The sequence below is a fragment of the Shewanella oneidensis MR-1 genome, from assembly GCF_000146165.2.
Lineage (GTDB): Bacteria > Pseudomonadota > Gammaproteobacteria > Enterobacterales > Shewanellaceae > Shewanella > Shewanella oneidensis.
The window spans coordinates 714039-740883 of record NC_004347.2 but is presented as its reverse complement, the minus strand read 5'-3'; the positions used below and the strand labels follow the sequence as shown (position 1 = coordinate 740883).

The 26845-nt window shown below is 45.0% G+C and carries 25 protein-coding genes; 12 read left to right on the top strand and 13 right to left on the bottom strand.

The features are described 5' to 3' along the window. Positions 1 to 164 precede the first annotated feature (164 nt). On the bottom strand, positions 165 to 2390 hold the full coding sequence (gene katG / locus SO_RS03420; RefSeq protein WP_011071036.1) for a catalase/peroxidase HPI: 2226 nt from the start codon (positions 2388 to 2390) through the stop codon (positions 165 to 167). Between the two features lie 667 nt (positions 2391 to 3057). On the opposite strand from katG, the gene SO_RS03415 reads away from it, so the two are divergent. The 3 genes from SO_RS03415 (at position 3058) to SO_RS03405 (ending at position 6482) form a co-directional block, all read left to right on the top strand. Then, the gene (locus SO_RS03415; RefSeq protein WP_011071035.1) at positions 3058 to 3309 is read left to right on the top strand and encodes a DUF2999 family protein; all 252 of its coding nucleotides are present in this window, start codon (positions 3058 to 3060) and stop codon (positions 3307 to 3309) included. A gap of 192 nt (positions 3310 to 3501) precedes the next feature. Next, the gene (locus SO_RS03410; protein WP_011071034.1) at positions 3502 to 4011 is read left to right on the top strand and encodes a hypothetical protein; all 510 of its coding nucleotides are present in this window, start codon (positions 3502 to 3504) and stop codon (positions 4009 to 4011) included. A 227-nt stretch (positions 4012 to 4238) separates the two neighbouring features. Continuing rightward, entirely contained in the window at positions 4239 to 6482 is a 2244-nt protein-coding gene (locus tag SO_RS03405) for a TonB-dependent hemoglobin/transferrin/lactoferrin family receptor (protein ID WP_011071033.1), read from the top strand. Positions 6483 to 6622: 140 nt separating this feature from the next. Here SO_RS03405 and SO_RS03400 read toward each other — a convergent pair whose 3' ends face one another. The 5 genes from SO_RS03400 to SO_RS03380 all read right to left on the bottom strand — a co-directional run bounded on the left by SO_RS03400 (position 6623) and on the right by SO_RS03380 (position 9406). After that, positions 6623 to 7096, bottom strand: coding sequence for a hypothetical protein (locus SO_RS03400; RefSeq protein ID WP_238560585.1), 474 nt, complete (start codon positions 7094 to 7096; stop codon positions 6623 to 6625). Between the two features lie 100 nt (positions 7097 to 7196). After that, on the bottom strand, positions 7197 to 7532 hold the full coding sequence (locus tag SO_RS03395; RefSeq protein WP_011071031.1) for a c-type cytochrome: 336 nt from the start codon (positions 7530 to 7532) through the stop codon (positions 7197 to 7199). Further along, a complete protein-coding gene (locus SO_RS03390) occupies positions 7529 to 7912 on the bottom strand; it encodes a cytochrome c (RefSeq protein ID WP_011071030.1) in 384 nt (127 codons plus the stop codon). Before SO_RS03390 ends, SO_RS03395 begins: the two co-directional genes overlap by 4 nt. Further along, positions 7912 to 9138 (bottom strand): sulfite oxidase, encoded by a 1227-nt coding sequence (locus tag SO_RS03385; RefSeq protein WP_011071029.1) that lies wholly within the window; start codon positions 9136 to 9138, stop codon positions 7912 to 7914. Before SO_RS03385 ends, SO_RS03390 begins: the two co-directional genes overlap by 1 nt. A 1-nt stretch (position 9139) precedes the next feature. Then, positions 9140 to 9406, bottom strand: coding sequence for a c-type cytochrome (locus SO_RS03380; RefSeq protein ID WP_238560544.1), 267 nt, complete (start codon positions 9404 to 9406; stop codon positions 9140 to 9142). Positions 9407 to 10625: 1219 nt separating this feature from the next. On the opposite strand from SO_RS03380, the gene SO_RS23120 reads away from it, so the two are divergent. The 6 genes from SO_RS23120 to SO_RS03350 all read left to right on the top strand — a co-directional run bounded on the left by SO_RS23120 (position 10626) and on the right by SO_RS03350 (position 15782). After that, positions 10626 to 11003, top strand: a complete 378-nt coding sequence (locus SO_RS23120) for a molecular chaperone DnaJ (RefSeq protein ID WP_011071027.1) — start codon at positions 10626 to 10628, stop codon at positions 11001 to 11003. A gap of 168 nt (positions 11004 to 11171) precedes the next feature. Continuing rightward, positions 11172 to 11513, top strand: a complete 342-nt coding sequence (locus SO_RS03370; RefSeq protein ID WP_164925618.1) for a P-loop NTPase fold protein — start codon at positions 11172 to 11174, stop codon at positions 11511 to 11513. Positions 11514 to 11629: 116 nt separating this feature from the next. Beyond that, positions 11630 to 13057 (top strand): P-loop NTPase fold protein, encoded by a 1428-nt coding sequence (locus SO_RS03365; protein WP_164925617.1) that lies wholly within the window; start codon positions 11630 to 11632, stop codon positions 13055 to 13057. Next, on the top strand, positions 13039 to 13956 hold the full coding sequence (locus tag SO_RS03360; RefSeq protein ID WP_164925616.1) for a hypothetical protein: 918 nt from the start codon (positions 13039 to 13041) through the stop codon (positions 13954 to 13956). The genes SO_RS03365 and SO_RS03360 overlap by 19 nt, the downstream gene beginning before the upstream one ends. Positions 13957 to 14007: 51 nt before the next feature. Next, positions 14008 to 15219, top strand: a complete 1212-nt coding sequence (locus tag SO_RS03355; protein ID WP_011071025.1) for an IS256-like element ISSod18 family transposase — start codon at positions 14008 to 14010, stop codon at positions 15217 to 15219. After that, positions 15216 to 15782, top strand: coding sequence for a hypothetical protein (locus tag SO_RS03350; RefSeq protein WP_164925615.1), 567 nt, complete (start codon positions 15216 to 15218; stop codon positions 15780 to 15782). The genes SO_RS03355 and SO_RS03350 overlap by 4 nt, the downstream gene beginning before the upstream one ends. A 492-nt stretch (positions 15783 to 16274) precedes the next feature. Here the strand turns inward: SO_RS03350 and hipA are convergent, their stop codons facing one another. The 4 genes from hipA to SO_RS03330 all read right to left on the bottom strand — a co-directional run bounded on the left by hipA (position 16275) and on the right by SO_RS03330 (position 20214). Continuing rightward, on the bottom strand, positions 16275 to 17576 hold the full coding sequence (hipA, locus tag SO_RS03345; RefSeq protein ID WP_011071024.1) for a type II toxin-antitoxin system toxin serine/threonine-protein kinase HipA: 1302 nt from the start codon (positions 17574 to 17576) through the stop codon (positions 16275 to 16277). A 3-nt stretch (positions 17577 to 17579) separates the two neighbouring features. Continuing rightward, entirely contained in the window at positions 17580 to 17816 is a 237-nt protein-coding gene (hipB, locus tag SO_RS03340) for a type II toxin-antitoxin system antitoxin HipB (RefSeq protein WP_011071023.1), read from the bottom strand. Positions 17817 to 18227: 411 nt separating this feature from the next. Next, a complete protein-coding gene (gene groL / locus SO_RS03335) occupies positions 18228 to 19865 on the bottom strand; it encodes a chaperonin GroEL (RefSeq protein ID WP_011071022.1) in 1638 nt (545 codons plus the stop codon). A gap of 58 nt (positions 19866 to 19923) precedes the next feature. After that, positions 19924 to 20214 (bottom strand): co-chaperone GroES, encoded by a 291-nt coding sequence (locus SO_RS03330; protein ID WP_011071021.1) that lies wholly within the window; start codon positions 20212 to 20214, stop codon positions 19924 to 19926. 227 nt (positions 20215 to 20441) lie between these two features. Between SO_RS03330 and SO_RS03325 the strand changes: the two genes are divergently transcribed. Beyond that, on the top strand, positions 20442 to 21800 hold the full coding sequence (locus tag SO_RS03325) for an MATE family efflux transporter (protein ID WP_011071020.1): 1359 nt from the start codon (positions 20442 to 20444) through the stop codon (positions 21798 to 21800). Positions 21801 to 21803: 3 nt separating this feature from the next. Here the strand turns inward: SO_RS03325 and SO_RS03320 are convergent, their stop codons facing one another. The 3 genes from SO_RS03320 to SO_RS03310 all read right to left on the bottom strand — a co-directional run bounded on the left by SO_RS03320 (position 21804) and on the right by SO_RS03310 (position 24335). Continuing rightward, positions 21804 to 22793, bottom strand: a complete 990-nt coding sequence (locus SO_RS03320) for a LysR family transcriptional regulator (protein ID WP_011071019.1) — start codon at positions 22791 to 22793, stop codon at positions 21804 to 21806. A gap of 443 nt (positions 22794 to 23236) precedes the next feature. Next, a complete protein-coding gene (locus tag SO_RS03315; RefSeq protein WP_011071018.1) occupies positions 23237 to 23605 on the bottom strand; it encodes a hypothetical protein in 369 nt (122 codons plus the stop codon). Positions 23606 to 23771: 166 nt separating this feature from the next. Further along, a complete protein-coding gene (locus SO_RS03310) occupies positions 23772 to 24335 on the bottom strand; it encodes an FxsA family protein (protein WP_011071017.1) in 564 nt (187 codons plus the stop codon). A 222-nt stretch (positions 24336 to 24557) separates the two neighbouring features. Here SO_RS03310 and cutA point away from each other — a divergent pair, with 222 nt between their 5' ends. Then, on the top strand, positions 24558 to 24881 hold the full coding sequence (gene cutA / locus SO_RS03305; RefSeq protein ID WP_011071016.1) for a divalent-cation tolerance protein CutA: 324 nt from the start codon (positions 24558 to 24560) through the stop codon (positions 24879 to 24881). Further along, entirely contained in the window at positions 24878 to 26710 is a 1833-nt protein-coding gene (locus tag SO_RS03300; protein ID WP_011071015.1) for a protein-disulfide reductase DsbD, read from the top strand. Before cutA ends, SO_RS03300 begins: the two co-directional genes overlap by 4 nt. The last annotated feature ends 135 nt before the right edge of the window (positions 26711 to 26845 follow it).

Genomic DNA, 26845 nt, shown 5'->3' with positions numbered 1-26845 from the left:
GACTCGACTGAATATGCGTAAAATTTATCATGACATTGATACTACTGAGTAAATAAGCAGAATGGAATGCCAGTCAGCAATCGCTCAAACACTGATTACCCACAAAAATAAAAAAGCCCACCGCGACGAAAACGCGCGGATGGGCTTGAGGTTAACCGCTCACTTTAGATGTCGAAGCGATCGGCGTTCATGACTTTATTCCAAGCTTTCACAAAGTCTTGGATGAATCTGTCTTGACCATCTTGCGCGCCATAGACTTCTGACACGGCGCGCAGTTCAGAATGCGAGCCGAAGATGAGATCGACAGGGGTTGCTGTCCACTTCAGCTTACCACTGTTACGATCCTGCCCTTCGTAGATGCCCTCTTGCTTGTCTGACTTGCGCCACTTAGTCGACATATCGAGTAAGTTAACGAAGAAGTCATTGCTCAGCACGCCAGGCTTATCGGTAAATACACCGTGTTTAACGCCAGCACTATTGGCATCCAACGCACGCAAACCACCCACCAGCACCGTCATTTCGGGTACGGTCAGGTTGAGCATATTGGCGCGTTCAATCAGCATCTCAGCGGGAGAAAGACTGCTGTCTTTTGAGTAATAGTTACGGAAACCATCAGCCGCAGGTTCAAGCACCGCAAAAGAGTTCACATCGGTTTGCACCTGTGTTGCGTCCATTCGCCCTGGGGTAAAGGGGACTGAAATCACGACTCCCGCCTCTTTCGCGGCTTTCTCAACCGCAACGCTACCGCCAAGCACAATCACATCCGCCAGCGAAACCTTCTTGCTACCTTTGAGCGAACCATTAAAGTCTTTTTGGACTTTCTCAAGCTTAGCCAGCACCTTAGCTAACTCTTTTGGATTGTTGGCCTGCCAGTTCATCATAGGCTCTAAACGAATGCGCGCACCGTTTGCCCCGCCACGCATGTCGGTGCCACGGAAACTACTGGCCGACGCCCATGCGGTTCTCACCAATTCTGGCACCGTTAATCCTGACGCTAATATCTTATTGCCTAAGGCTTTAATATCGGCGTTATCGATAAGTGGATGATCAAGGGCAGGGATCGGATCTTGCCAAATCAGTGCTTCGGCTGGTACATCGGCACCTAAGTATCTCGCCTTTGGTCCCAAATCACGGTGAGTTAACTTAAACCAAGCCTTGGCAAAGGCCAGTTCAAACTCCTGTGGATTTTTAAGGAAACGCGTGGTGATTTCGCGGTAGATAGGATCTGCCTTCAACGCGATATCGCTGGTGAACATAATCGGTGCGTGGCGCTTATCCGGCAGGTGCGCATCGGGCACTAGATTTGCCGCTTTGCCATCGGCCGGCGTCCATTGGATATGGCCCGCAGGACTCTTAGTTTGTACCCAGTCAAAGGTATACAGCCAAGTTAAATATTCCATGGTCCATTTGGTAGGATTTGATGACCAAGCTCCCTCAAGACCACTGGTAACAGTATCTTCTGAATGGCCTTTACCACACTTGTTTTTCCAGCCTAGACCTTGCTCTTCAATGCCTGCGGCGGCCGGATCTGCCCCCACGCATTTTGCGGGATCATGTGCGCCGTGCGCCTTACCAAAGGTGTGACCACCGGCGATTAAGGCAACGGTTTCTTCATCATTCATCGCCATACGGCCAAAGGTATCGCGGATTTCCTTTGCCGAGGCTAAAGGATCGGGCACCCCGTTCGGGCCTTCTGGGTTAACGTAAATTAAGCCCATTTGGGTCGCGCCCATGGGTTTAGCTAACTCACCCTTTCCATTATGTCTTTTGTTATCGAGCCAGGCTTTTTCTGAGCCCCAATTGACCATTTCGGCTTCCCAATCGTCGACACGACCGCCGCCAAAACCAAAGGTTTTAAAGCCCATCGACTCTAATGCCACGTTACCCGTTAGCACCATTAAGTCGCCCCAAGAAAGCTTGCTGCCGTATTTTTGCTTGATAGGCCACAACAAGCGGCGCGCCTTATCCAAGCTCACGTTATCTGCTGGCCAGCTATTTAATGGCTCAAAGCGTTGTTGACCACCAGCAGCACCACCGCGGCCATCAAAAATCCGGTATACGCCCGCGCTATGCCACGCCATACGGATAAAGAAAGGTCCATAGTGACCATAATCGGCGGGCCACCAATCTTGGGATTCGGTCATCAAGGCTTTAATGTCTTTTTTAACCGCGTCGAGATCTAAAGTGTTAAAGGCTTCGGCATAGCGATAATCACTGCCATAGGGATTGGATTCAATCGCATTTTGCCGTAATGGGCTTAAGTTTAATTTTTCAGGCCACCAAAATTGATTACCTGTTGCTTGCTCTTGCGCAGTCGCCATTCCCGCCCCCAATGCGAGAGACATAGCCAAAGTTAACGCCGATAGCGTCGGAAGAGTGTTAATTTTCATGATAGTTACCTAGTTTCGTCCTGTTCGGCCCATTGAATAATGTTAAATGTGGGCCATCCATTTGCTGCTTAACGGCATACAGCAATCCTTCTGGTTGTGTTGTTCCAAGGCAAAAATCGCATATGCCGTTAACACAACCGAGGTTGCAGTCTAATGACAGGCTTCTAAGTATTTGAAACGATTAATACCGATGGTTGGAATCGCGAAAACAGATTAACGATTGTAATTTATGAAAGCATTAAGAAAGTTGCCGCTTACCGAAATCCATACTGTATTAGGGCGTGTTGACGTTTCAGGGTTATTTTTGCAGCAATTTGGCTGGCTTTTATGCAAGGCAAAGTCCGTGCAGTGTAGTTATTCTACATAAACGGACGATAACGCAGCAGAAACGTCAGCCAAATGCTGCCCGAAGGGTTCGTCTGGCAAGCCCTTGCTCTTACTTTCTGTCATAAGAGCTGCTCGTCATTTGAGTAGAATAACTACACATCACTCCTCGTTTCGCGAGCACGAGCTTGCCAGAACGAACAAAATTTAATCTCGAAACGTCAACACGCCCTAGTAGTCAACTTATAGGGAATGGCTATGGTATAAAATTGTTCATCCAACAGGTTTAGCTATCTGTGATAGCATAGCGGCCGTTTTCCGTTAACGTTGATAAGGTATTGCAATGAATCCGATTATTGCCATCTTAAAAGAACACAATGTCACTGATGCAAAAATTCAGGAACTTTTTCAAGCATTAACCGATAATCCCCTGATGGCGATGGGCATTATTGGTCAGCTCGGCATTCCACCAGAAAAACTGCAACAACTGATGGCTCTGGTAATGCAAAATCCCGCCCTGATTAAAGAAGCAGTACTCGAGCTTGGTTTAGACTTCGCCAAGGTTGAAGCCGCCAAAGCCCAGCTACAAAAATAGTCAGCCCTTCCTGCAAAGATAAAGAGGCTAAGCATACTTTGCTTTACCTCTTTATCTGCCATTAGCTATGCCATACCTTTGCGTGCGTCTTGCTCAGTACATAAAGATATACAAACCTTATCACCCCAGAGTGCAAAGTTTTGCTAGAGTGGTCATCTCTGCAGCGTACAAACATGATGAAAAGGAAGCAACATGCGCCCACTTACGCCCCTGCTAATACTGTTATTGCCGCTATTACTTGTGGGTTATCAACAACAAGCCAAAGCGAATGAGCTGCCAAGCAAGGATAAACTTGCTCCTCAAAGCGCCCAGCAAACCATCACACCAACCCAAGCGGTAAGCCCTGAGGCAGCTAAGGCCAATCGTGCTGATGAACTCGCTCAGCCACAGCTTCATCGCGTGACCGACAAGGGACTAACCAAACCCAATATGCCAACCAAAGGAGAAGCGGTGATGCTACAAGGTACGGTTCGATATCTGCATTTGGAAGGCGGTTTTTGGGGAATTGTCGCCGATAACGGCCAACACATATTGCCGAAAAATCTGCCGCAGGAATACCGCAAAGACGGCATACGTTTAAGTTTCAGCGCCCAGGAAATCACCGGCATGATGACGATTCAGCAATGGGGCAAACTATCAAATTTGAGTGATATCACTGTCATTGGCCAAGTCGAAAGCCAATCGGCAGATCCGCGGCTATAGCGACATCTCAAGCCTCTTTGCGTATCACCCAAGTCACCCTTGTTTTAGGTGATATGAAAAGTAAGGTTTACGGCGTCAATCAATAATTCCCTTTTAAAACATCACTCATAGGCTTTGCCTTGATCACATTATGGCAATTAAAACCTGACCTAAAGGTAAAATCCATATAAGCTATCGCGCATATTCAAGGTAGGAACAATTCTCATTTCTAAGCATAAAGGTGATTGATGAAACCGTTGCCGCTAAGTCTGTGCGCCCTTGCCGTAGCAAGTGCATTGCCCGTTTGGGCAGAAGAACAAGCTAAACCACTGATTAACGAAGTTATTGTGGTCTCAGGCTCCCGTATGGAACAAAACATTGAGCAGGTGGCAGGATCTATTCTGGTCATAGATGAAGAAGCCATTGAACGCAATATGAGCAATGATTTTGGTAGCCTGTTCCGTAACGAATCGGCTGTCGATATCAAGGGTGGCGCGGGCAAACCAACCTCAGTGACGATTCGCGGTATCGGCGGTAATCGGGTAATGATGGTGAAAGACGGCGTACGGGTAAATAACCAGTATGCTTCGCCATTAGGCCCAGGTGCTGAAGGCACAGGCCGTGGTTTAACCGAAGTGCAAAGTCTTAAGCAAATTGAAGTAGTTAAAGCCGCTGCATCCACTATGTACGGCTCCGATGCCCTCGGTGGCGTGGTAGTGATGCGCACAAAAGATGCCAGCGACTACCTGCGGGGCGAAGATTATTATGTGTCGCTCAATGCGGGCTATTCGGGCATCAATAACGAGTACTCCGGCGGTTTTACCAGCGCAGCGGCCTATAGCGATTTTGAGAATTTGCTAACCTACCAGCACCGCAAGGGCGAAGAGTTACCGAACTACTTTGATACTCAGCCTGAAAGCGATCTGTTACAAGACAGCCTGCTATTCAAGAGCAAATACCGTTTTAATGAGCACACCACAGTGCAGCTCACCCTCGACTACCTAGAGCAAACACTTGAACGCTGGGAAGATAAGCTCAATCGTGCCCAAGTGCCACAGGAGCGGATTGATACCGATCGCGATACCCAAGTGATCAACGGTGCCCTGCAATTGCGCTCCGATAAAGCCACTTACTTACACGATGATTTGACCGTTACCGCCTATTTTGGCCAAACAGAGCAACTCGAACACCGTGATTATTTTGATTTGCGTACCGCAGCGCGCCCACTTACCGAATATCGCGACTATGAATTTAAAGATCAGCGACTGGGTTTAACCAGCACCTTCAGCAAATACATAGGCGCTGAGGGATACGGCCATCAGCTCACCTACGGTATGGACTATGAATGGTCCCAAATGATGCGCCATCGCAACAATAATATCGCCAGTAACGGCGGTGATTGGCAAACCGAAACGCCCTTTACCTTTGCCGATACCGATAGCAACCGTTTAGGGCTATTTTTGCAGGACGATATCACCCTGTTAAATGGTGATTTAAACCTGATTGGCGGTTTACGTTATGACTATTTCCGTAACAGCCCCGACCAACAGCAAGCGATGGAAGCAGGTAAAGATCCCGCCGACTTTGCGGTAATGAGCGACACCTTTTGGTCACCCAAAGTGGGGCTCGTTTATAAACTTACCGACACAGTGAGTGCCTATGCTCAATATGCCTATGGCTATAAAATGCCTACGCCCGATCAAAAATGGGGTGAGTTAGAGGTCGATGGTGGCTCGATGACCGATGTGATCATTCAAGCCAACTATGACTTAAAGTCTGAGCAATCCCATACGTGGGAACTGGGTATCCGTGGCAATCATGCAGATACTCAATATGAACTCACCACCTTCGACACCCACGCGGTCGACTTTAGTGATTGGCAATATGTCAGCTTTAAACCGCCAGTGTTTGGTCCGGTGATGCAGCCCATGGAGTTCAAATACCAGTACTTCAACCGCGATCAAGTGACCCTCTATGGCGCAGAGGCCCAAGCCAACCATTGGCTGACAGATTCTATCGAGCTATGGGGCAATATCTCCTATACCCATGGAACCGATGAAAACGGCCAAAACCTTAACAGCGTTAGTCCGCTAAAAGGTAACCTAGGGGTGAATTGGTATAGCGATATTGGTGGAATGGAAACCGATATTGGCGCAGTGGTACGCTGGGCCGATAAGATGGACCGCACCAACGATATCAACCTGACCATTGATGATATTTGCGTGATGGGCCAATGTATTCCTAAAGAAAGCTTTAACGAAGTTTACAACACCGCGGGTTACGCCGTGCTTGACTTAACCATGGGCCTGCACGTTACCGACAATCTGCATCTGCGTGCTGGGGTGTATAACCTGTTTGATAAGGAATATGTTGACTACGCCGATGTAGCTGGCCAATCCGTGTTCTTACTCAATAGCACCATGAACTTGCAAAAGGATGATTTCACCCAACCTGGGCGTTATTTCAACCTGAGTATGAATTATCAGTTTTAATTCACGCAGTCGTACTTTCAACTAAGCCATTCCCCGGTGTTTACCGGGGAATGTTTAGCAATCTCTCTGAGCCATACACTCAATCAAAATCACGACTTTATCCCTTGATTTGTAATCAAGCGCTCGCCAACAACAATGACTTACTGGATGTTTTGCAGGGTTGCGGTGTTATCGAGCTGACCATTGGCATCAACCCGTACCAGTACTGAATGGTCTTTGGATAATTTAACAAACTTTATCTGTTCTGCTTCAGGCTGCTGCCAGTTAAGGATAAAGAGCGAAGCGTTTTCATCCTGCTCAAAGCCGCGCTCGGTATTCAGCTCCCCTAGCGTCACAAGACCATCAACGGTCATTCGATATCGATCGCCTTGACCGATGATTTCCAGCGTAACGGGCTTAGCATTAATGACGCCACGGTATACCACACCATCAAATTTATCGTAGGCGGTATTATTCGCATTGTGCTCACACTGACCTGAGTGTTGTTCGGAGCCGCTGACAGGCTGACAGTGATTAGCTTCGCTAACCTCAGCTTGCAGGGCATATCCCCATACTGGCAATAAAAACAGAACGCCAATAAGAGATGCTATTTTTCTGTTATTTATCAATGCCATTTCCATCAAAGCTATTCCCAGCAGTGTAGTCGCCATAGGCCGATGGTGATGATGCTAACCGCTTAACTTACTCTTGTCAGCAAGCAAACGGCTAGCCGCACTAATTTGCACTGAGATTGGGGATGTCTTGCTGACTGTAAAACAGCGCCACATCCTGTAATTGCTCGGCCGTTAACGCACTGACCTGTGATTGCATTAACGGATCGAGGCGTAAGCCCGCTTTGAAATCGACTAACTGCTTATTAAGGTAAGCCGGTTTTTGCCCCCTTAAATTGGGGAATTGCTTGGCCATGGCGATCATCGCCAGCCCATGGCATGACTCACATTGAGCTGTGGCCAGCGCCTTACCCCGCTCGATATCGACTTGATAACCTTCGGCATAAACCGCTGTGGATAAGCCGCACAGGACAAGCAAACTGACGATAAACGTTTTCATTGAGATCCCTTAGCGGCAGGTTTAGCTGGCGGTGGTAACTGGCTTGCGTCAAGGGGCAAACGCCTAAAGAGGGTCATATCCATTTCAGCACGACCATAATAGGTACTGAGGTAGCTCAACGTCGGCTCCCACGTATCCGACAAATCCCATAAGCCTTGGGTATCAATCATCCACTGTAAGGTTTCTTTCCAAAAGGCTTTATCACCGCGATTTTGGGTCACTATCATACTGGTGTGGCAGGCATTGCATTGATAATTCACCAACTCCCAACCGGGCGCCATGATAAGGCCCGATTGAGGGTCCACGGGATACTCGGCGGCGAACGACGCCCCAGTGAAAAGCAGCCCACACATTATCAGCTTATTGACATGCGCTTTCATCACACCACCCTAACGGCAATACGGTGGCAACCATTAAACATATATCCCTTAGGGTTCCATTGTGGCTGTACAACGGGCTGGCTATCACCTTCGCTATCGGTCGCTTTGGCCCAGATTTCGTAATAGCCCTGTGTTGGCAGCTGCAATTCAATGCTCCATTGCTGCCATGCGGTGGCATTTTTCGGTTTTTGTAGCTCAGCGACAAACCAACGGGTGCCATAATCGTAACTCACTTCCACCTTCACCACTTCGCGCACGCCCGCCCACGCATGGCCCGCAACCGTTAGTTTTTGCCCTTGAGCCAGTTCAGTGCCGGATTGCGGTTGAGTAATCAAAGACTTCACGATCATTTCTTCAATAATTCGATAGTCGTTTTCATCTACCGTCTCGCCAGGGGCAATCGGATATTTAGGCACTTGATACGCTGGCGCTTCCATTTTATGCCCGTCGTGGACTTTATTACGCACACTGATCCCCGTTGCCGCTTTTTGCGAAACCGATCCCGGCCGGCCACCAAATACGATACGTAGGGGATAACCATGCAGGTAAGGAATGTCCTCACCATTCATCGACCATGCGATTAGCCCAAGCTCTTCGAGCGCCGCCTTGATAGGTACACCGCGGGAAATGGCCTCACCTTTTCCGCTCAAATGCACATCAGCCCCGTGGTGGCCGGTGTAAACCGCATCGGCTTTGACACCACAATCCTTAAGCACATCGCTAACCAACACACCTGTCCACTCTGAACAAAATACTGCAGAGTTATTCCACTGATTGCCCTTAGTGCTCGGGAAAAAGCCCGCGCGACTATTGCCGCCACATTCAATCAATAGCTGTAAGGTGTAATGTTTAAAGCGGTGCTTTAACTCATCAATGGTGTAGATTTTAGGGGTGATGACCGACTCACCATCCACGTTAAAAGTCCAGGTTTTAGCATCTAACGTTTTAAAGTCAGGCACTATGCCATTCCAGCGGATAAACGAAACATCGGCAGGCGTCACCGCAGGCGCAAGCTTATGCTCTGGCGGATAGGCATTCAGCGGATTAGTGTTTAATACTTTGAAGTAACTCGGTAAGTCCTCAGCCTTAGTCCAAGTTAATGCCGAAATATCCAAAGCACTAACCCCAGCAGGAAGCTTATCGGCAAATACCCACTTAACCGGCAGCGCGGATAACACCGACGTCGCTACCGCACCTTTTATAAAAACTCGACGATTAAGATCCATGTTATTTATCCTTTCCGAGGTAAAAGTATTCCGCCATCTGCTGCATATCAGCCTCACTCAATAACTGAGCGACTTTAGTCATAGTGGGATCTTGGCGCGTGCCAGCCTTAAAGGCTCGAAGCTGCTTCAACAGATAATCCGAGTTTTGCCATCCGATATTCGGAATATGTTCAAAACGACTCATGCCAGACTCGCCATGGCAGGCCTTGCACATATTCAATAATTTATTGCTCTCGTTGGCGTGAGTTACCGCCGGCAACAAAAGCATCAGCACACCTGCCGAATAAATCGCTCGCAGCAACATCCGTTATTCTCTTCAGTTAGTGTTCATCACGACGACTGTCATTGAACGTAGCAATTTAGATAACATTAAGTTACACCAATGCTATTCGAGGTTTACATTCAATACAATTGAGTCAAAAGCTCAAGAGAAGTGACTTGTATTAGCAAGCAGTAAAATGGCAAGCCATTGATTAGAAAAGGGAGATGTTTTTTATGGCCTTACGACCAAGTGGAGTTAAAGTTGTGGGGGTTAATCCCACTTGTTTATGTAGATATTTAGTTATTGCGGCCTTACAGCCGAGGGGAATCAAGCTTGATTATCCAAACTTCGTTTGGATCAAAGTCGTGGGGTTTCACTCCACACTTGTTTATGTAGATATTGAGTTATTGCGGCCTTACGGCCGAGGGGCGTTAAAGTCGTGGGTCTTCAACCCACACCCGACCAAGGAGGACTGCTCGTCCTATCCTCCTTGGATGCTCCAAGACGCCCCTAACGGAGTTGAAAGCCCCTTGGGCATTAAGCGTCCTTATGCTACCGCGTCAGACGCTCGTCCCTGATTCGACTGACGCTATCTCGGCATCCATGCCTCGCTCACGCAAAGACCGCAAATGCCCTGCGGCAACTCCGAGGGGATGGTGAACTTCTGTCACTTTGGTGTTGTCTGCGATTTACTGAAAAACAAATGAATGTTCCATTTTGGGCTAATGCAAAACTAGCAGAGTGATTCCTTCTATATCTTTAGAAAATTAACAATCGGGGTTCGTTTAAATCCAAGAGATAACTTTTCCTTGGCAATGGAGCACTATTGCCGCTGTTCATCATATGCTGTACGCTAAGTTAAATTTTGATTAATAAACAATGCTTAAGCTGTTACTTAATCAATGCCGATTTAGTGTTAACGATAAATTCGTTGATTAAAATGGCGATAAAACGAGTCAGGGAAGATCCGCTCGACAAAGCGAACAAGGCAAGGACAAGCATTCTACACCTCTCCTTAAAGATGCTCCCCCTCAGTACCAATTGTGATTCAGTTTAAGGTTTCACCAACCACAAGCTGATAGCTTTATTATTGTTTTTATTAAAATTTATCACCTATGTGCTGTCTGGTAGCAAGTGCCATGGGCGGTAGCGTGCTTAAACCCTCAGATAACGCCACCATAACAAGGCTTACGCCCAATACCCAAAAATTTGTGAAGGAACATAAATGCAAGATGTCACGGTCAATCTTTATGATTGCAAACATTGTTCAGGAACAGGAACTTGTTCCAATGGAACGAATAACAGTTCGTGTGAACGCTGTGCAAAACTCAACGAAATACCAATTTGGCGAAGACGAAATCAATTTGGATTGATATGTGGTTCATGCGGGGGAATCGGAAAAGCCGAACCTTTAACTGAACGAATGAATAAAAGAGCTGCGCCCATTTTAGCAATCATGCTAGTGATAGCCTTACTTATAATCATTAGCCTAGCCGCCCTTTTTGAAAACAAGTACTTCACCGAACTTCTTGCCTTTTCAAGTGCAATAATTGGCTCCATCTGCGGGTACTACTTCTCATCCTTAAAAACGGGTAAAGCATAACCAGATTCGTTGGAACAAAAATGCATAATAAAGAAAAAATTGTGGTGTTTATAGATGCCAATAAGGCGTCAGATAAGAAATTAGATGAGAAAATGTTAAAACCGATTGTCAATTAATTTTTTCGCGACTAATTAATTATATACTTTTAGAAAAGAAGAGAGAAATATAATGGTTGACGATATTAACAACACTGGATATACATTCAGAATTTTAAATGAAAATGTACCAAGTCAAGACTTATTTGAAGACCGAACACATGAGCGAGTTGCAAATAACCTATATTACACAATAAAAAACTCCGAACAAGGAGTAACGATTGGCTTAGAAGGTGAATGGGGCTCGGGAAAGTCGACTGTAATTAATTTATTGAGAAAGAAGTTGATTAAAGATGATGAAAAAACTCTATTCTTCATGTTCGATGCGTGGGCTCATGAAGGAGATCCTCTCAGAAGGATATTCTTAGAGTCTTTAATTAATGAGCTAGACTCTGAAAAAAACACGAACAACTAAATAATATTAAAAACAAAATATCAGGAAGAACAAAAACTGTTGAAGTAAAATCAAAAAAAAGCACATCTAGATTAGGTAAATTCATTTCGTTATCGGCACTGACTATACCTATAGGTGTGTCACTACTCAACAAAACAAACTATAGCGAACTTTCATTCCCATGGAGTGAAAACGCTACAAATATATACTGGGTATTTATTTTTGGGTTAATTTTAAGCTTATCTCCTATGCTGGTTCTTATATGGTGGAAATTTTATGGTGATAGAGACATTCACAATGAAATATCTTGGGAATTTTTTTCTACCGAATCAACAGAAGACTATTCACAGGATATAACAGATAATAGTGAGAGAACCTCCATAGAATTTGAAGAACATTTCACAGAAATAATCAAAGAATCTATCAGTACAAAAATAATAAATAAATGCATAATAGTAATTGACAACTTAGATAGAGTGGATTCAGAACAAGCTAAAAATATTTGGTCTACACTACAAACCTTTTTCCAAAGAAGATCAACTGAAAATATAACCTGCAGCAATACTACCTGGTTCATAATTCCGTTTGATCGAGAAGGATTCAAAAAAATATGGAAATCTAATGATGATGACATAGGAGATTCATTTATAAAAAAATGTTTCCAAATTATAGCTGAAGTACCACAACCAGTTATGTCAGGATGGTCGAAATATGCAGAGGACTGTATTAACGACTCGCTAAATAGTTGGCCACAAAATGAGAAGGAAAAAGTATTATCAACATTTATAAAATACACTAGCCGAAAAAATAAATTTCCAACACCACGTGATATTAAAGTATTTGTTAACCAAGTCGGGTTGTTAGGTTCAATGTGGGGAGGAAATATGTCAATAGAGGCAATCTCTCTTTATGTGCTATTTAAACAGTCATTAACAACAGGGGAGTTAAGAACATCCCTTGCATCAGCTGTATTACCTGAAAACTATAAGACAGATAACGATACATCGGAAATCTTAGCTGAAATAGCAGGCTTACTATTTGGAGTTAAAAAGAACAAAGGTTTACAGCTGTTACTAGGGCCTGAAATATACTCGTCATTTAAAGATGGGGATGGGGATAGGTTACAAACGTTATCACAACAACATGGATATGGTTTCTGGGTCGCGTATGAGACTTCAAGAAGTCTTTGGATGCCGAATGTAGATAATAATGATACATACAAGGTATCCTTTACAAAAGCATTATATACAGGCCTTAAAGACTACGAAAATAAAATTGAAAGCGACATTGAAAATATATCAAAAATTTGGCTTACTGGCTTTTCAAAGTTAGATTTTTCTGAGTCAAACTATGTAGAGCCCATTGATTTAACATTAAGACTCACACGAAATAAAAATAAATTTATTGAATCAGTTAAAAACTTAACTCAAGAAAAACTAGCTGCCATAGTGTTAACCATAAACAGTGAAAAATTTAGCAAAAAATCACTTGAAAATATTTCAAGAATGGCAGATTTTTTAAAACAAAAAAATACCCATTGGAAAGAATGTTATATAACAAGCTAACAATAGAAAATTGGAAAGTTTGGATTAATCAAATCGACAGTAGCAATTTTTCATTAGATAATGTATTACCAAAAAAGGATACTATTAAACAACTTGCTGAAGAAGCGCAATTTACGGGACCTTCAATTAATGAAGAGTCTTTATATCATTTGATTAAAACATATGAAATAAACTCTCAGTCTAATGAATGGATTGATGTTGCAGGAAAATTGGCAACTTGGCTAAATATTAGCAATCGAAGCTATGAGTGTGAAGAAGTATATAAATTTAGTATTCCCCTTGCAAATAGCAGCAACCAAGATATTTCAAACAAAATTCAATCTGCTGTTAAGAATCCAAATTTTTGGTTAGCTGGACGCAACTCTCAATGTCACACTAATCCTTCCCTGCCAATTTTAGTCGCATTATGTAGTGACTCAATAAAGTCATTACAGGATGACCCAAACATTTCTGATTTCGTAAAATCATTTTGGCACAGTACAGAAGACAAAGATTTACTATCGAAAATATATAGCAAATTTGTAGAAATTGATAAAGTTGATTTGATATGGGAGTTATGTAGAGACCCAAGAAACAAAACAGCAATCAATATAATTAGATCAGAGTTCAGTACTGATCAATACAAATCATGGGCAGGAGCATGCTTTATCGATGAATATGACTGGGCTGATGACAATGAAATAAATGATTTTGCTGAGAAGCTTATCAATTACGGTTCTTTCAAAGCCAACATGGAGAACATGCTAGATCAACCATTAGTATATCAAAGTGTATTCAAAATATTTTATCCCATAGAGAATAAAGAATCACGTGAATTTATAAATAATGAGATAAAGAAAGCATCAAAAGAAATTTGGATTCAATGCTTGATCGATAATGGCGACTTACTGAGAGTGTAAAAAGAACTGTGTAAGTGGCATTCTATCCATGTATTTGAAAGGAATAAAAGAATGCCAGTATCAGACCAGCTTATCGATCAGTTATTAGCTGATTACGAATCCCCACAAGACCTGCTTGGTGAGCAAGGTATCCTTAGGCAGTTGACTAAAAAACTTGCTGAGCGTGCTCTTGAAGCCGAGATGGAACTGCATCTTGGTTATGCCAAACATGATGCGGCAGGTTTTAACACTGGTAACTCCCGCAACGGTAAAAGCCGTAAATCAGTGCGCAGCATTCACGGCGACATTGAGCTTGAAACACCGCGAGACCGTAATGGCAGCTTCGAGCCTAAACTGATTAAGAAAGGCGAGAAACAGCTCGGTGGCTTTGATGAGCGAATTGTCTCGCTTTACGCCAGAGGCATGTCTACCCGTGATATCCAAGCCCACTTTGAAGAAACCTATGGTGTTGAAGTCTCGCCGACGTTTATCTCTCAGATCACCAATGCCGTATTGGATGAGGTCAAAGCCTGGCAATTGCGGCCATTAGCACCGGTATACCCGATAGTGTATTTAGACTGTTTGGTCGTGCGTAGCCGTGATTCTGGCAGCATCCAGAACAAATCCGTCTACCTTGCCCTTGGCGTGAACACCGATGGTGAGAAAGAGCTGCTGGGCTTATGGATAGCACAAACCGAAGGCGCTAAGTTCTGGCTGTCGGTGATGAACGAGCTGAAAAACCGCGGTGTAGAAGATATCTTCATCGCCTGTGTTGATGGGCTAAAGGGCTTTCCCGATGCGATAGAGGCGGTTTACCCTAAAACGCAGGTACAGCTGTGCATCGTGCATCAAATCCGCAACAGCCTGCGCTTCGTCAGTTGGAAAGAGCGTAAAGCCGTTGCAGCAGATCTTAAAACGATTTATGGCGCAGCCACGTTGCAGCAAGCCGAACTGGCGCTGGAGCAATTTGCAAAGACGTGGGATAAGCAGCATCCAAGCATTAGCAAATCTTGGCGTGAAAACTGGACCAGGCTTAGCGTGTTCTTCGACTATCCCCCGGAAATCCGCAAGGTGATTTACACCACCAACGCCATCGAATCACTCAATGCCAGCCTACGTCAGGTGACCAAGACCAGACGGTCATTTCCGAGCGATGACGCGGTGCTGAAGTTACTGTATCTGGCTTTACACCAGATTGCTAAAAAGTGGACAATGCCACTACGAGATTGGAAGCCTGCCATGACGCAGTTTATGATCATGTACAGTGACCGTGTGTCGTTATGATCAACAGCCACTTACACAGAAAATTTTATAGTCTCGACTTACTAGGCATTGTCAATAATAAAAACTATATATTCTCAGATGCACTCAATGACTATTTAATTGAAGTCGTTTCTTCGGATAAGAAATATAACATTAAGAAAGAATTAGTCAAACTTATTCCAGAACTTTTATCAAAAACGACAGACCTTAATAAAACTATAGCACCAAAAATAACTAAATCTTATTTTAATACTGAAGATGACTATTTAGATGATGACTTATTTAATGTACTTAGTCCTTTATTTAAGAAAAATCTAACCTCCATTAATGAGACATTATTAATGCAACGAATAAACCGTTGGTTAGATACTAAAAATATCGTTAGAATACAATGGATTACAAGTATAAACTCATTATCATTCAAAGAACCTTTAGAAAGTCTTATTGGCCGCGTTCAAATTGGATTAAATTCAGAAGATGAGAAGGAAGTTAGCACTGCATTGTTGATTAATGATACCTTTAATCTTGGTGCCACCAAGGAGTCACCATCTGAAGAATTAACTACAGAGTTAACTGAAAATTAATAAGTTTAAATACACTAGGGAATTTAACAGACTTTCATTGTTAATTTTCTAAAAAATAGGACTACTGTAACTTCTCTGGGATTAACAGCCTAAACCGAGATAACAGAAGTTCACCCTCCCCTGCGAAGTTGCTGAAGGGCGTTGAAGAAAAGCGCGTGAGCGAGGCATGGATGCCTCGCTAGCTTTCGGACTCTTTATTTAAAGGAAAGGGGATGTACCATCGGAAGCGTTAGCAATTTTCGAATAAGCACAAAGCCACTAATTAATGCATGTAACTTCGCTAGGGACGCCGGGGGATTTCCAAAAGGGGAACAGGCGCTTTTCCCCTCTTGGTCGGGTGTGGGGTGAAGCCCCACGACTTTGATTTTGCCTTTAAAAGCAATCAAGAATTATGAGATATGCTCAACTCTATAGATTAACAAACAAACCAAAGGTGATAGCATTTCACAACCCCCTTAAAAATTACCGCTGGGTCATAAACTGTAGCTAGAGCTACACTTCCACATCCCTGACCTCGTCAACAAAACCAAGGTAACGTTCACATCTCGCCAGTAACTGGGTTTTGTAATGAGCCACAAATGATGCTTCATCTTCATCAAGGGGCGGGAGCATTAAAATCACCTCCGCTATTGCCTGCGGTATTCTTCGCGCTATTCTCGTTAAGTTACTAATTAATAAATTTCTTGGTAAACCCAAACCATCCATAAATGCGGCTAATTGATATGCGTAAATGCTATTTGGATCAAACTCGTCATCAATAGCCATCGCAAGCTGTTGTTCAAAATCCTCATACATATCTACGCTGACCAAATCGTACCAAGGAGTTGGCTCCATTCCGCTTGGCGTCATAAAAAATGAGTAGTTTTTACCGTGTGCATCGGCATTGCCGGTCAGTAAATTGAATAGCGCCCATTGCAGCATATCCTGCTTAGCTGCCACGGGATTGCGGCATTTTGCGGCAAGACTAAATAGCCTGTTAAAACTTACCCCCTCACGAATATCTTTAACATCGCGCCCCGTACCAAAATTACGTTCATATTTTTTGCTTACACTAAAACCAAGTGCTTGGCAGCTATCAACAATGTGCCTTCTTAACACTCTTTGCTCGCCTGGAATATTGCGTCTGTCAAAGCGTTCAACACAAAGGGCTTTGTAACGGCCAAAATGAACAATATCGACATTCGCCACATTCATCCCAAGCACTTTGGCTAAGCGCATCGTTATAAATTCATTGATCACTAAATGATGATATTTTTCGAATTTAACAATATGGGTCGATGACAGCGTGCCTTCGGCAAAGGCAAATTCTTTCCCGTTATAAAACAGGTTTAATTTAGGTTGAACACCCGCTACCGATAGTCGAGGTTTGCCGTCCCAAATTTCCATCGGCCACATTGTGGGATCTTCAATGCGTTGAATAACTTCTTCAGCCTTAATTGGCCGCAATTGTGTTTCAGGCAGTAAAGCCCCTTTAGGAACGAAAGCAATGGCGCCTGCGGTATCGAGACCAATGGCGCGGATCAAGGCAAAGGTATTCCCCTTAGAGACGCCAAGCGATTCAATCAGATAATCTAATCCTTTGTTTTCTGGCAATAAGTTAACCAAAAACATTGATATTTGATTGCTCGTTCCTGTGCCATCTAAGGGAATAGTTGGTGAAAGTGGAAATCCACTTTGCTGCCAGTCTTTGGTGTAATGCACGGCAAAGGTGTCGGCCGTGGCATCAAAGGATAACTCCCCGATCATTAAATCACCGAGGTGCATCTCTAGCGTAAGCGTTTTAGCTGTACTCATAAGTTAATACCAGCCGTTAGTTTCGGTGTCGCTGGTTTGAGCCGAAACGATATCAATCCCCAGACCATCAAGGATTTTGAATACGGTTGAGATATAAACATCCTCGCCCTTTTCAACTCGGATCAGCGTTTTTTTGGTTACGCCGCACAGCATGGCCGCCACGTCTTGAGTAAGAGCAGCACTTTTCCTGCGTTCTTTAATTAACAAGCCGAGGGATTGTTGATTTAACGGTGATGCCATTATCGTCTCCAAAAGTGTATCTTCATACACCTTAGCCTTAATATCAGTCCCATTCAATCAAAAAGTGTATATAAGTACACTTTTTGATTGTTGATAATGACAAGCCAACCAAAAGTGTACAATGTTACACCTTCATAGCGATTTCAGTGCTTAAAACCCAAAAAGTGTAGATAAGTACACCTAATACTTACCCAAGTCGCCAGTCAAAAAACAAAACCCCGACTCAGTTACCCGAGTCGGGGTTTTCATTTTTCTCTTACAACTATTTGGGTTTTAAGCGATTAAGCTAAAGACCACCGATGCTTTTGCGCAGGATAAATCGTGTTAGTACAAGGCGCTGTGAGCGTAGCATACGTTGTTTGTATGTGAGCGAGCAGCAACGCCGTAATCACCGATTTAAACCAGCTAGGATCACATCATGCCGCCCATTCCGCCCATACCACCCATTCCGCCCATATCTGGCGCATCAGCTTTTGGCAGCTCAGCGACCATTGCTTCGGTGGTGATCATCAGGCCTGCGATAGACGCTGCGAATTGCAGTGCGCTACGGGTCACTTTAGTTGGGTCAAGGATACCCATTTCTAACATGTCACCGTAGGTGTCGTTGCCCGCGTTGTAACCGTAGTTACCGCTGCCGTTTTTCACGTTGTTAGCCACAACAGAGGCTTCTTCGCCTGCGTTGGTCGCGATTTGACGCAGTGGCGCTTCCATTGCACGTAAGGCGATAACCACACCGTGTTTTTGGTCTTCGTTAGCCACTTCAACGTCAGCAATCTTAGAGGCAACACGTATAAGTGCTACACCGCCGCCAGGTACCACGCCTTCTTCAACCGCAGCACGGGTTGCGTGCAGTGCGTCTTCTACGCGAGCTTTTTTCTCTTTCATTTCAACTTCGGTCGCTGCACCGACTTTAATTACCGCAACACCGCCAGCTAATTTAGCCATACGCTCTTGCAGTTTTTCTTTGTCGTAGTCTGAAGTTGATTCTTCGATTTGTTGCTTGATTTGGCTTACGCGCGCTTCGATTTGCGCTTGTTCGCCGTTACCATCGATGATGGTGGTGTTGTCTTTAGTGATAACAACACGCTTAGCAGTACCTAAATCTTCTAGGGTTGCTTTTTCAAGCTCTAGGCCGATTTCTTCAGCGATAACAGTACCGCCAGTTAAAATCGCTACGTCTTGCAGCATGGCTTTACGACGGTCACCAAAGCCTGGGGCTTTAACCGCTGCCACTTTCACGATACCGCGCATGTTGTTAACAACGAGCGTTGCTAAGGCTTCACCTTCAACGTCTTCGGCAACGATCAGTAATGGCTTACCGGTTTTTGCCAGACCTTCAAGGATAGGTAACAGTTCGCGAATGTTAGAGATTTTCTTGTCTACTAACAGTACGAATGGGTGATCTAATTCAACGCTGCCGGTTTCTGGCTTGTTGATGAAGTATGGAGACAGGTAGCCACGGTCGAACTGCATACCTTCTACTACGTCCAGTTCGTTTTCCAGTGCTTGGCCTTCTTCAACGGTGATCACGCCTTCTTTGCCGACTTTTTCCATTGCAGTGGCAATGATTTGGCCGATTGACTCGTCAGAGTTTGCAGAGATAGTACCAACTTGAGCGATCGCTTTTGAGTCAGCGCAATCTTGAGACAGGTTTTTCAGTTCAGCAACGGCGGCAATCACGGCTTTATCGATACCGCGCTTTAAGTCCATTGGGTTCATACCCGCTGCAACGGCTTTTAAGCCTTCAGTTACAATGGCTTGTGCCAGAACAGTTGCAGTAGTGGTACCGTCACCGGCGGCGTCGTTGGCTTTAGAAGCAACTTCTTTCACCATTTGCGCGCCCATGTTTTCGAATTTGTCTTCTAATTCGATTTCTTTTGCAACAGACACACCGTCTTTAGTGATCAGTGGTGAGCCAAAGCTCTTGTCTAATACCACGTTACGGCCTTTAGGGCCTAAGGTCACTTTTACTGCGTTAGCCAGAATGTTTACACCAGCCAGCATTTTTACGCGTGCGTCGTTACCAAATACAACTTCTTTAGCTGCCATAATTGAGTATCCTTTACATTTTTAATGATTAATTGGAATGTCGAATTGATGCCGTGGATTAACCTACGATGGCCATCAGGTCAGCTTCTGACAGGATCAAGACTTCTTGACCGTCGATTTTTTCTTTCTTAACGCCGTAACCTTCATTGAAGATCACTACATCACCCACTTTCACATCCAGAGGTCTTACAGTGCCGTTTTCTAAAATACGGCCGTTACCTACTGCAAGCACTTCCCCGCGAGTCGATTTTTCGGCGGCGCTACCGGTTAATACGATGCCACCCGCAGAAGTTGATTCAACTTCTAGACGCTTAACGATTACGCGGTCATGTAATGGACGAATATTCATCTATGAACTCTCCTAATGATTTAATGCCCAACAATCGAGGCGATTTTGTGATGAAAAAGAGGAGGCATTTCCGCCTTCCCCTTTGATGTGTGTGATATGGGGTTCACCCCCGCCAGATCCAAGTGCCTTTACAAAAAAAAATTCAAATTTTTGATGTCGGTTTTTTCAAGTGGGCACAATCCTGCTAGAATTCCGCCTCCGCTCGCAAACAAGGCACTATTTTCTCCATGAAAGACAGACACGGGCTGCTTAGCGCGCCAATTGGTCGTGTACTGCTCAACATGAGCCTCCCCAACTTGATTGGCATTATGACCATTCTCGGGTTTAGCCTTGCTGACACTTTTTTTATCAGCCAGTTAGGGACAGAAGCCTTAGCAGCGATCAGTTTTACTTTTCCAGTAACCTTGATTATTTCCAGCATTGCCATTGGCGTGGGTGCTGGGGTATCGACCAATCTTGGACGGCTGATTGGTTCAGGTAACGCCCCGCAGGCAAAGGTTTTTTTGCACGATGCGCTGCTGCTCACTTTTATCCTTATCGCCAGTTTATCCGCCCTTGGCAGCATTTTTATCGAGCCACTGTTTAGTTTGCTTGGCGCCAATGAAACCAGTTTGCCGCTCATTCATGACTATATGATGTATTGGTATGTGGGCGCGCCGCTGTTGGTGTTATTAATGGTGGGCAACCAAGGCCTACGTTCGACGGGAGACACCCGCTCCCCGGCGATGATTATGACGCTGGCGGCGATCATTAACTTAATCCTCGATCCTTTGCTTATCTTCGGCATTGGGCCTTTTCCCCGTTTAGAGATCCAAGGTGCGGCAATTGCGACCCTGTTCTCATGGCTTGTCGCGTTGTCGCTCTCGGGTTATTTGCTGATCATTAAGCATCGAATGCTTGAGCGGGCGGCATTTGATATCGATAGAATGCGCGCCAATTGGAGCAAGCTTGCCCATATCGCCCAACCTGCGGCTTTGATGAATTTAATCAATCCACTGGCCAATGCGGTGATCATGGCGATGCTGGCGCATATCGACCATAGCGCGGTGGCAGCGTTTGGTGCGGGTACGCGCTTAGAATCGGTGCTGTTAATTGTGGTCATGGCATTATCATCGAGCCTGATGCCGTTTATTGCACAAAATCTCGGTGCTGGCCAACCCCAAAGGGCGAAGCAGGCTTTGCTGCTATCGCTTAAATTTATCTTAGTATTCCAAACCTTACTCTATATTCCGCTGGCATTTTTTGCCCAGCCACTCGCGAGTTTATTCAGTACCGATCCGCAGGTGTTAGAGTGGTTAAGTTTTTATATTCTGGTTTTGCCCTGCGCCTATGGTCCGCTGGGGATAGTGATTATTTTCGCCACTGCGCTAAATGCTTACCACAGACCGATGAGCTCATTAGTGATTAACCTGTGCCGCTTAGTGCTATTGATGCTGCCACTGGCTGCGCTTGGGTCTTATATCGATGGCGTGAAAGGCTTATTGCTCGCACTCCCCATCACTAACTTGCTGATGGGGATTGCCTGTTATTATCTAGCCCAGCGGATTTGCGAGCCCGTAAAAGCCACAACCGCCGACACCCTTTAGCATTTAGGTGACACTTTTAAAGCGAAAGCGCACATCATCGGCTGGATATGACTCCTCCGATGCTTTACAGACTCGGCGCACACCTAAGGCATTGAGGTTGGTTGGCACGCCATTAGGCGCCAGTTCTTGGATGATAAAGTCGATAAACCGTCTGCTGGCCAAACTCACATAGCGCCTTGATGGATAAGCCAAATAGCATTCACCTGGATGGGGTGGGATATCGGGTAACAGGGTAATTAACTGTCCTGATGCGACGAGATCAGCCACGACTTCTGCGGGTGCATAGACAATGCCGCGCCCTTGCAGGGCAAATTCCACAGCGACTTCGACACTGTTGGAGCAAAAATTCCCACGTACACGGACTTCCTGCTCGGCACCTATCCATAACTCATTGAAGATCTTGCCATTTGATAGCCTAAATAACGACACATTATGGGACTCAATCTCTTTTGTCGTGTTTGGCGTGCCGTATTTTGCCAAATATGTTGGGCTGGCATAAAAACACAGATCCGTGGTGAATATCGGCCGCACCACTAGATCTAAGGTATCTAATGCGGGTTCGACCACGAAGGCTACGTCGAGATTATTCTTAACCATATCAACCGATTCAGCGCTACTAATCACTTCCACCGTGAGCTTAGGGTGCAGATCCATAAAGCGGAAAATCGCTTGCATGAGTACATTCATACTGTGGATAGGAAACATTTGTATGCGCAAATGGCCGCGGATCTCGGCATCGTCATTGGTCATCTCGAACAAGGTTTCATCGAGCTGTGCCAAGATGTTCTGTGAACGTTGGTAAAAATGGCTTCCCGCCGAAGTGAGCGTCATCGAGCGACTCTGGCGGTGGAATAGCTTGATATTCAGCTCATCTTCCAATGCCTGTAAACGCCGACTCACGGTCGATTTAGGTAAGTTAAGCAAATCAGCCGCTTCAATCAAACTGCCGGTTTCGGCGATTCGGTGAAATAACGCGAGGTCCTCTGTTTTCATCTCTAACTTAATTTCAATCTCATTATGTGGGATTGATAATCCCAAAGTATCCCGTTTATTGCAACAGGTTTAGCTGATATCTTCGCGTCCCTAAAATGAAAATGCACATTCTGCCATCAGCCCTTAGCCATCGACTTAACTGCACCATCGGCTTTGATTGGGAGAATTCTTGTTGCTCGGCGCCAGTATAAATCGTGCTTGCAGCATAATGGCAGCAATGAGGATAACCATAGGTCTATGGCATATTTACGTTAATTTTACTGCCAGTGATGTGTAGCTTTTCATTCAATATTAAACCAACTTTAGTGACTAGCGCGGCCATCGACTCGCGCGACTTTACCTTAAACGCTTCCCGGCGCGGCCAATCGATACCGTTACAATTATCGATTGGCCATTTCACTTAAACTGAGTCATACCAAAGCAGGAATACACCTATTAAACCGTTATTGAATCACCTTTTTCACGGTTTTCTTCACGTCTACGCCTTCTTTTTTATCGGGTTTTATTCTGTCTACTGCTTTATCGGTAAGCTTTTCATCGGGTTTTACAGGCATCACTTTATCATTTACTGAGTCAGTCACATTATTCTTAGCATCACCAAGCCCTTCTTTAACATCTTCAGCTTTGCGCTCTGCGGCTTTTTCAGGTGTACAACGACCACTCACACCTACCGTTGATTTAACGACTCCATTTTTAGCGACTTTTTCAGGGGTGCAATTAGGAGCTAACGGACCCGAAATTGCCCCATAAGATATAAGGCAGCACGTTACGACGGATAATCCTGAGATCAGCTTTAACTTTGTAGGCTTCATAATGAATCTCCATAAAAATACGTACAAGTTTTACTATAGTATGTCTGGAATCTAAGCCACAAAATTCATGCCTTTCTACAACAGGCAATAGTGTAAAAACAAACAAGCTCCCATTGGGAGCTTGCTGAAAGTGATGGGTTATCGACTTATTCACTACGATTGGTGATCAAACCTTAGGCTCTTTAGATTCAGCCTCTTTATCTACCAGTTTATGAGCATCGTTTGCATCGGTTTTGTGCTCAAAATCCCCCTCGTAAACATTCCCCTCAGAATGCTTATGCTGTTCAAAGGGAGATTGATCAAAAGGGTTAGATTGCCGATCAGCATGTGAGCCAAACCCACCGTGCATACCGCCTTGTAATCCCGAAACCACTCGCAATTGCATACGCTTAAAAACCAGTGCGGCAATCGGCCGACGAGTTAACGGCGTCAATAATAATAGGCCAATAAAATCAGTCACAAAACCTGGAATAACCAGCAATACCCCAGCCATCGCTAACATCATGCCTTCGACAATTTCTTGCCCCGGCGCTTCGCCTCGGGCGAGTTTTTGTTGCACTTGCATGAGCGTACTCAGCCCTTGGCTACGCACTAAGGATACGCCCAAAACAGCGGTAAATAATACTAAGCCAATGGTGGTCCAGGTTCCGAGGATTTCGCCCACGCGGATTAACACTGATAGCTCAACAACTGGGATCAGCACAAATATTAAAAATAGGATTAAAAACATACCGACCTCAGATTTATCTCGCTCGTTTGAAAACTAAATGGGGGCAATCCGGTCTTAATTCAAGTCATTAGGGCGCAAGCTGCGCTAAAGCGGTGAAACTTCTGATAGTTAGCTCACTCTTTCGTTAAGCCGTTAATGTATGAGACCATAAAAACACGTAAAGTAGCTTAGCCTAATAGGCTTAAGCGAAGTTTAAGATTGTTAGGGGACGATACCTACACTATGCAACCTCAGTATTTAGTGGTCAGCACTAGCTGTCCTGACGACGTTCATGCCAATCGCATCGCCCATGCGTTAGTGGCAGCGCGTATCGCGGCTTGCGTGCATATTTCGGCGCCCATCCGCTCCGTTTATGCATGGGAAGGAAAAATCTGTGAAGAGCAAGAAATTAGCTTACACATTAAATGTTTACAAACTCGCTATGCAGAGTTAGAGCAGCTTGTGCTTAAACTTCACCCTTATCAAGTGCCTGAAATTATTGCCGTACCCGTCACTCACGGGCTACCAGCCTACTTAGATTGGATAAAAGATAACACTCAGCCATGAAAAAACTACTTAGCCTTACCTTCACTGCATTATTGCTTCTCGCGCCTCTCGCCCTAAGTGGCAATGCCTTTGCGAATAACTTTGGTTTTCTAAAAAGCGAACCAGAGCTAATGCCAGTCGATCAAGCCTTTGCCTTCGATTTTAAACAAGAAGGCAATAAGGTTACCCTCAATTGGGTAATTGCCGACGGCTACTATATGTACCGTGATAAACTCAAATTTAGCGTCAATGGCGCAGAACTGGGTACCATCGACCTACCAAAGGGCAAGCCCCATAACGACGAGTATTTCGGTGAACAAGAGGTTTATTACACCTACATCGATATCCCCGTTGGCTTAAAGCAAGCTGATGACAACGGCACCTTAAGCGTCACCTTTATGGGCTGTGCCGAAGGTAAACTCTGTTATCCACCGACCAAACGGGATGTCAGCTTAAAAGCGGTTGCCGCCAATGATGGACAAATCGCGACAACTGCTGCCAGTGATGCCACTGAGCCTGTGACTGCGCAGACCAATGCCAACAGCGCGACTAACGCACCTATTACTCAGCAAGACAGCTTAAGCCAGATGCTATCGAACGACAGTTTACTCTGGACCTTAGTGATCTTCTTCGGCTTAGGGATTGGGCTTGCACTCACCCCTTGCGTGTTCCCCATGTATCCGATTTTATCGGGCATTATTGTCGGTCAAGGGCAAAAACTGTCTACCGCCAAAGCCTTCACCCTGTCGATGGCTTATGTGCAAGGGATGGCAATCACCTATTCGATTTTAGGGTTAGTCGTCGCCTCTGCGGGGATGAAATACCAAGCAGCACTGCAACATCCTGCTGTGCTAGTGGTATTAGCTATCCTCTTCTTTGTACTCAGTTTATCCATGTTTGGCTTGTACGATCTCAAACTGCCTTCTCGCTTTCAGGAGAAGATGAACTCGATTTCAAACAATCAAAAGGGCGGCAATCTGATTGGCGTGTTTTTGATGGGGGTGATCTCGGGATTAGTCGCCTCGCCTTGTACCACAGCGCCGCTTTCTGGCGCCTTAGTGTACGTAGCGCAAACAGGGGATTTACTACAAGGCTTCCTCGCGCTGTATGTGCTTAGTATGGGCATGGGCGTGCCACTACTTATCATTGGCACCTCGGGTGGTAAGTTACTGCCACGCGCTGGCGCTTGGATGAATATCATTAAAACTGTGTTTGGCTTCCTGCTGATTGCTGTGTCGATTGTGATGCTTGGGCGTATTTGGACCGGTGTGGTTTCCGACGTACTTTGGTCACTTTGGGGGATAAGCTTTACTGGTTACCTGATGCACCAAAATAAACTCAGCGCCTTTAACTGGAAACAAACCGTGCGCTCCGTGCTGCTGATGTTAACCCTGCTGGCAAGCTTCTCCTACGGTTTCCAAGCCGTGATGGGTCACTTTGGCTTTAACCATTCTCCCGTAGGAAATACAGCTACAGCCGAAGCAGAACATGGCTTTAAGCACATTAAATCGATTGAAGATTTAGACCGTGAACTCGCCGCAGCCACGGCTGCAGGTAAACCAGTGATGTTAGATCTCTACGCCGACTGGTGCGTGGCCTGTAAAGAGTTTGAAGCCATCACCTTTAAAGACGCTGAAGTATTAGCACGCATGAACAAAATCGTGCTGCTGCAAGCGGATGTCACTAAGAGTGATGCTGTGGATGTGGCGCTACTGGAAAAATACCATGTCCTCGGTTTACCCACTTTGCTAATGTTTAACGAGCAAGGGGAACCGCGGGAAGATTTAAGGGTAACTGGCTTTATGGGACCAAAGGAATTTGCAGCCCATTTAGATCATCTGGTGAAATAATCGCAGTTTAATCGCCAATTTCCCTCCGGGGAGTTTTAGCGTAAAACTAACAAAAAGCGGACTTTTTTCATTAAAAGTCCGCTTTTTTATCGCACTGTCATCGATTTCTTATACAATCCTTGTTTAACGTGGACT

What these genes read in the sequence shown, in the direction of transcription:
- katG (WP_011071036.1), bottom strand. Translation starts at nt 2,390, where the DNA reads ATGAAAATTAACACTCTTCCGACGCTATCGGCGTTAACTTTGGCTATG.
- SO_RS03415 (WP_011071035.1), top strand. Translation starts at nt 3,058, where the DNA reads ATGAATCCGATTATTGCCATCTTAAAAGAACACAATGTCACTGATGCA.
- SO_RS03410 (WP_011071034.1), top strand. Translation starts at nt 3,502, where the DNA reads ATGCGCCCACTTACGCCCCTGCTAATACTGTTATTGCCGCTATTACTT.
- SO_RS03405 (WP_011071033.1), top strand. Translation starts at nt 4,239, where the DNA reads ATGAAACCGTTGCCGCTAAGTCTGTGCGCCCTTGCCGTAGCAAGTGCA.
- SO_RS03400 (WP_238560585.1), bottom strand. Translation starts at nt 7,096, where the DNA reads ATGGCATTGATAAATAACAGAAAAATAGCATCTCTTATTGGCGTTCTG.
- SO_RS03395 (WP_011071031.1), bottom strand. Translation starts at nt 7,532, where the DNA reads ATGAAAACGTTTATCGTCAGTTTGCTTGTCCTGTGCGGCTTATCCACA.
- SO_RS03390 (WP_011071030.1), bottom strand. Translation starts at nt 7,912, where the DNA reads ATGAAAGCGCATGTCAATAAGCTGATAATGTGTGGGCTGCTTTTCACT.
- SO_RS03385 (WP_011071029.1), bottom strand. Translation starts at nt 9,138, where the DNA reads ATGGATCTTAATCGTCGAGTTTTTATAAAAGGTGCGGTAGCGACGTCG.
- SO_RS03380 (WP_238560544.1), bottom strand. Translation starts at nt 9,406, where the DNA reads ATGCTTTTGTTGCCGGCGGTAACTCACGCCAACGAGAGCAATAAATTA.
- SO_RS23120 (WP_011071027.1), top strand. Translation starts at nt 10,626, where the DNA reads ATGCAAGATGTCACGGTCAATCTTTATGATTGCAAACATTGTTCAGGA.
- SO_RS03370 (WP_164925618.1), top strand. Translation starts at nt 11,172, where the DNA reads ATGGTTGACGATATTAACAACACTGGATATACATTCAGAATTTTAAAT.
- SO_RS03360 (WP_164925616.1), top strand. Translation starts at nt 13,039, where the DNA reads ATGTTATATAACAAGCTAACAATAGAAAATTGGAAAGTTTGGATTAAT.
- SO_RS03355 (WP_011071025.1), top strand. Translation starts at nt 14,008, where the DNA reads ATGCCAGTATCAGACCAGCTTATCGATCAGTTATTAGCTGATTACGAA.
- SO_RS03350 (WP_164925615.1), top strand. Translation starts at nt 15,216, where the DNA reads ATGATCAACAGCCACTTACACAGAAAATTTTATAGTCTCGACTTACTA.
- hipA (WP_011071024.1), bottom strand. Translation starts at nt 17,576, where the DNA reads ATGAGTACAGCTAAAACGCTTACGCTAGAGATGCACCTCGGTGATTTA.
- hipB (WP_011071023.1), bottom strand. Translation starts at nt 17,816, where the DNA reads ATGGCATCACCGTTAAATCAACAATCCCTCGGCTTGTTAATTAAAGAA.
- groL (WP_011071022.1), bottom strand. Translation starts at nt 19,865, where the DNA reads ATGGCAGCTAAAGAAGTTGTATTTGGTAACGACGCACGCGTAAAAATG.
- SO_RS03330 (WP_011071021.1), bottom strand. Translation starts at nt 20,214, where the DNA reads ATGAATATTCGTCCATTACATGACCGCGTAATCGTTAAGCGTCTAGAA.
- SO_RS03325 (WP_011071020.1), top strand. Translation starts at nt 20,442, where the DNA reads ATGAAAGACAGACACGGGCTGCTTAGCGCGCCAATTGGTCGTGTACTG.
- SO_RS03320 (WP_011071019.1), bottom strand. Translation starts at nt 22,793, where the DNA reads ATGAAAACAGAGGACCTCGCGTTATTTCACCGAATCGCCGAAACCGGC.
- SO_RS03315 (WP_011071018.1), bottom strand. Translation starts at nt 23,605, where the DNA reads ATGAAGCCTACAAAGTTAAAGCTGATCTCAGGATTATCCGTCGTAACG.
- SO_RS03310 (WP_011071017.1), bottom strand. Translation starts at nt 24,335, where the DNA reads ATGTTTTTAATCCTATTTTTAATATTTGTGCTGATCCCAGTTGTTGAG.
- cutA (WP_011071016.1), top strand. Translation starts at nt 24,558, where the DNA reads ATGCAACCTCAGTATTTAGTGGTCAGCACTAGCTGTCCTGACGACGTT.
- SO_RS03300 (WP_011071015.1), top strand. Translation starts at nt 24,878, where the DNA reads ATGAAAAAACTACTTAGCCTTACCTTCACTGCATTATTGCTTCTCGCG.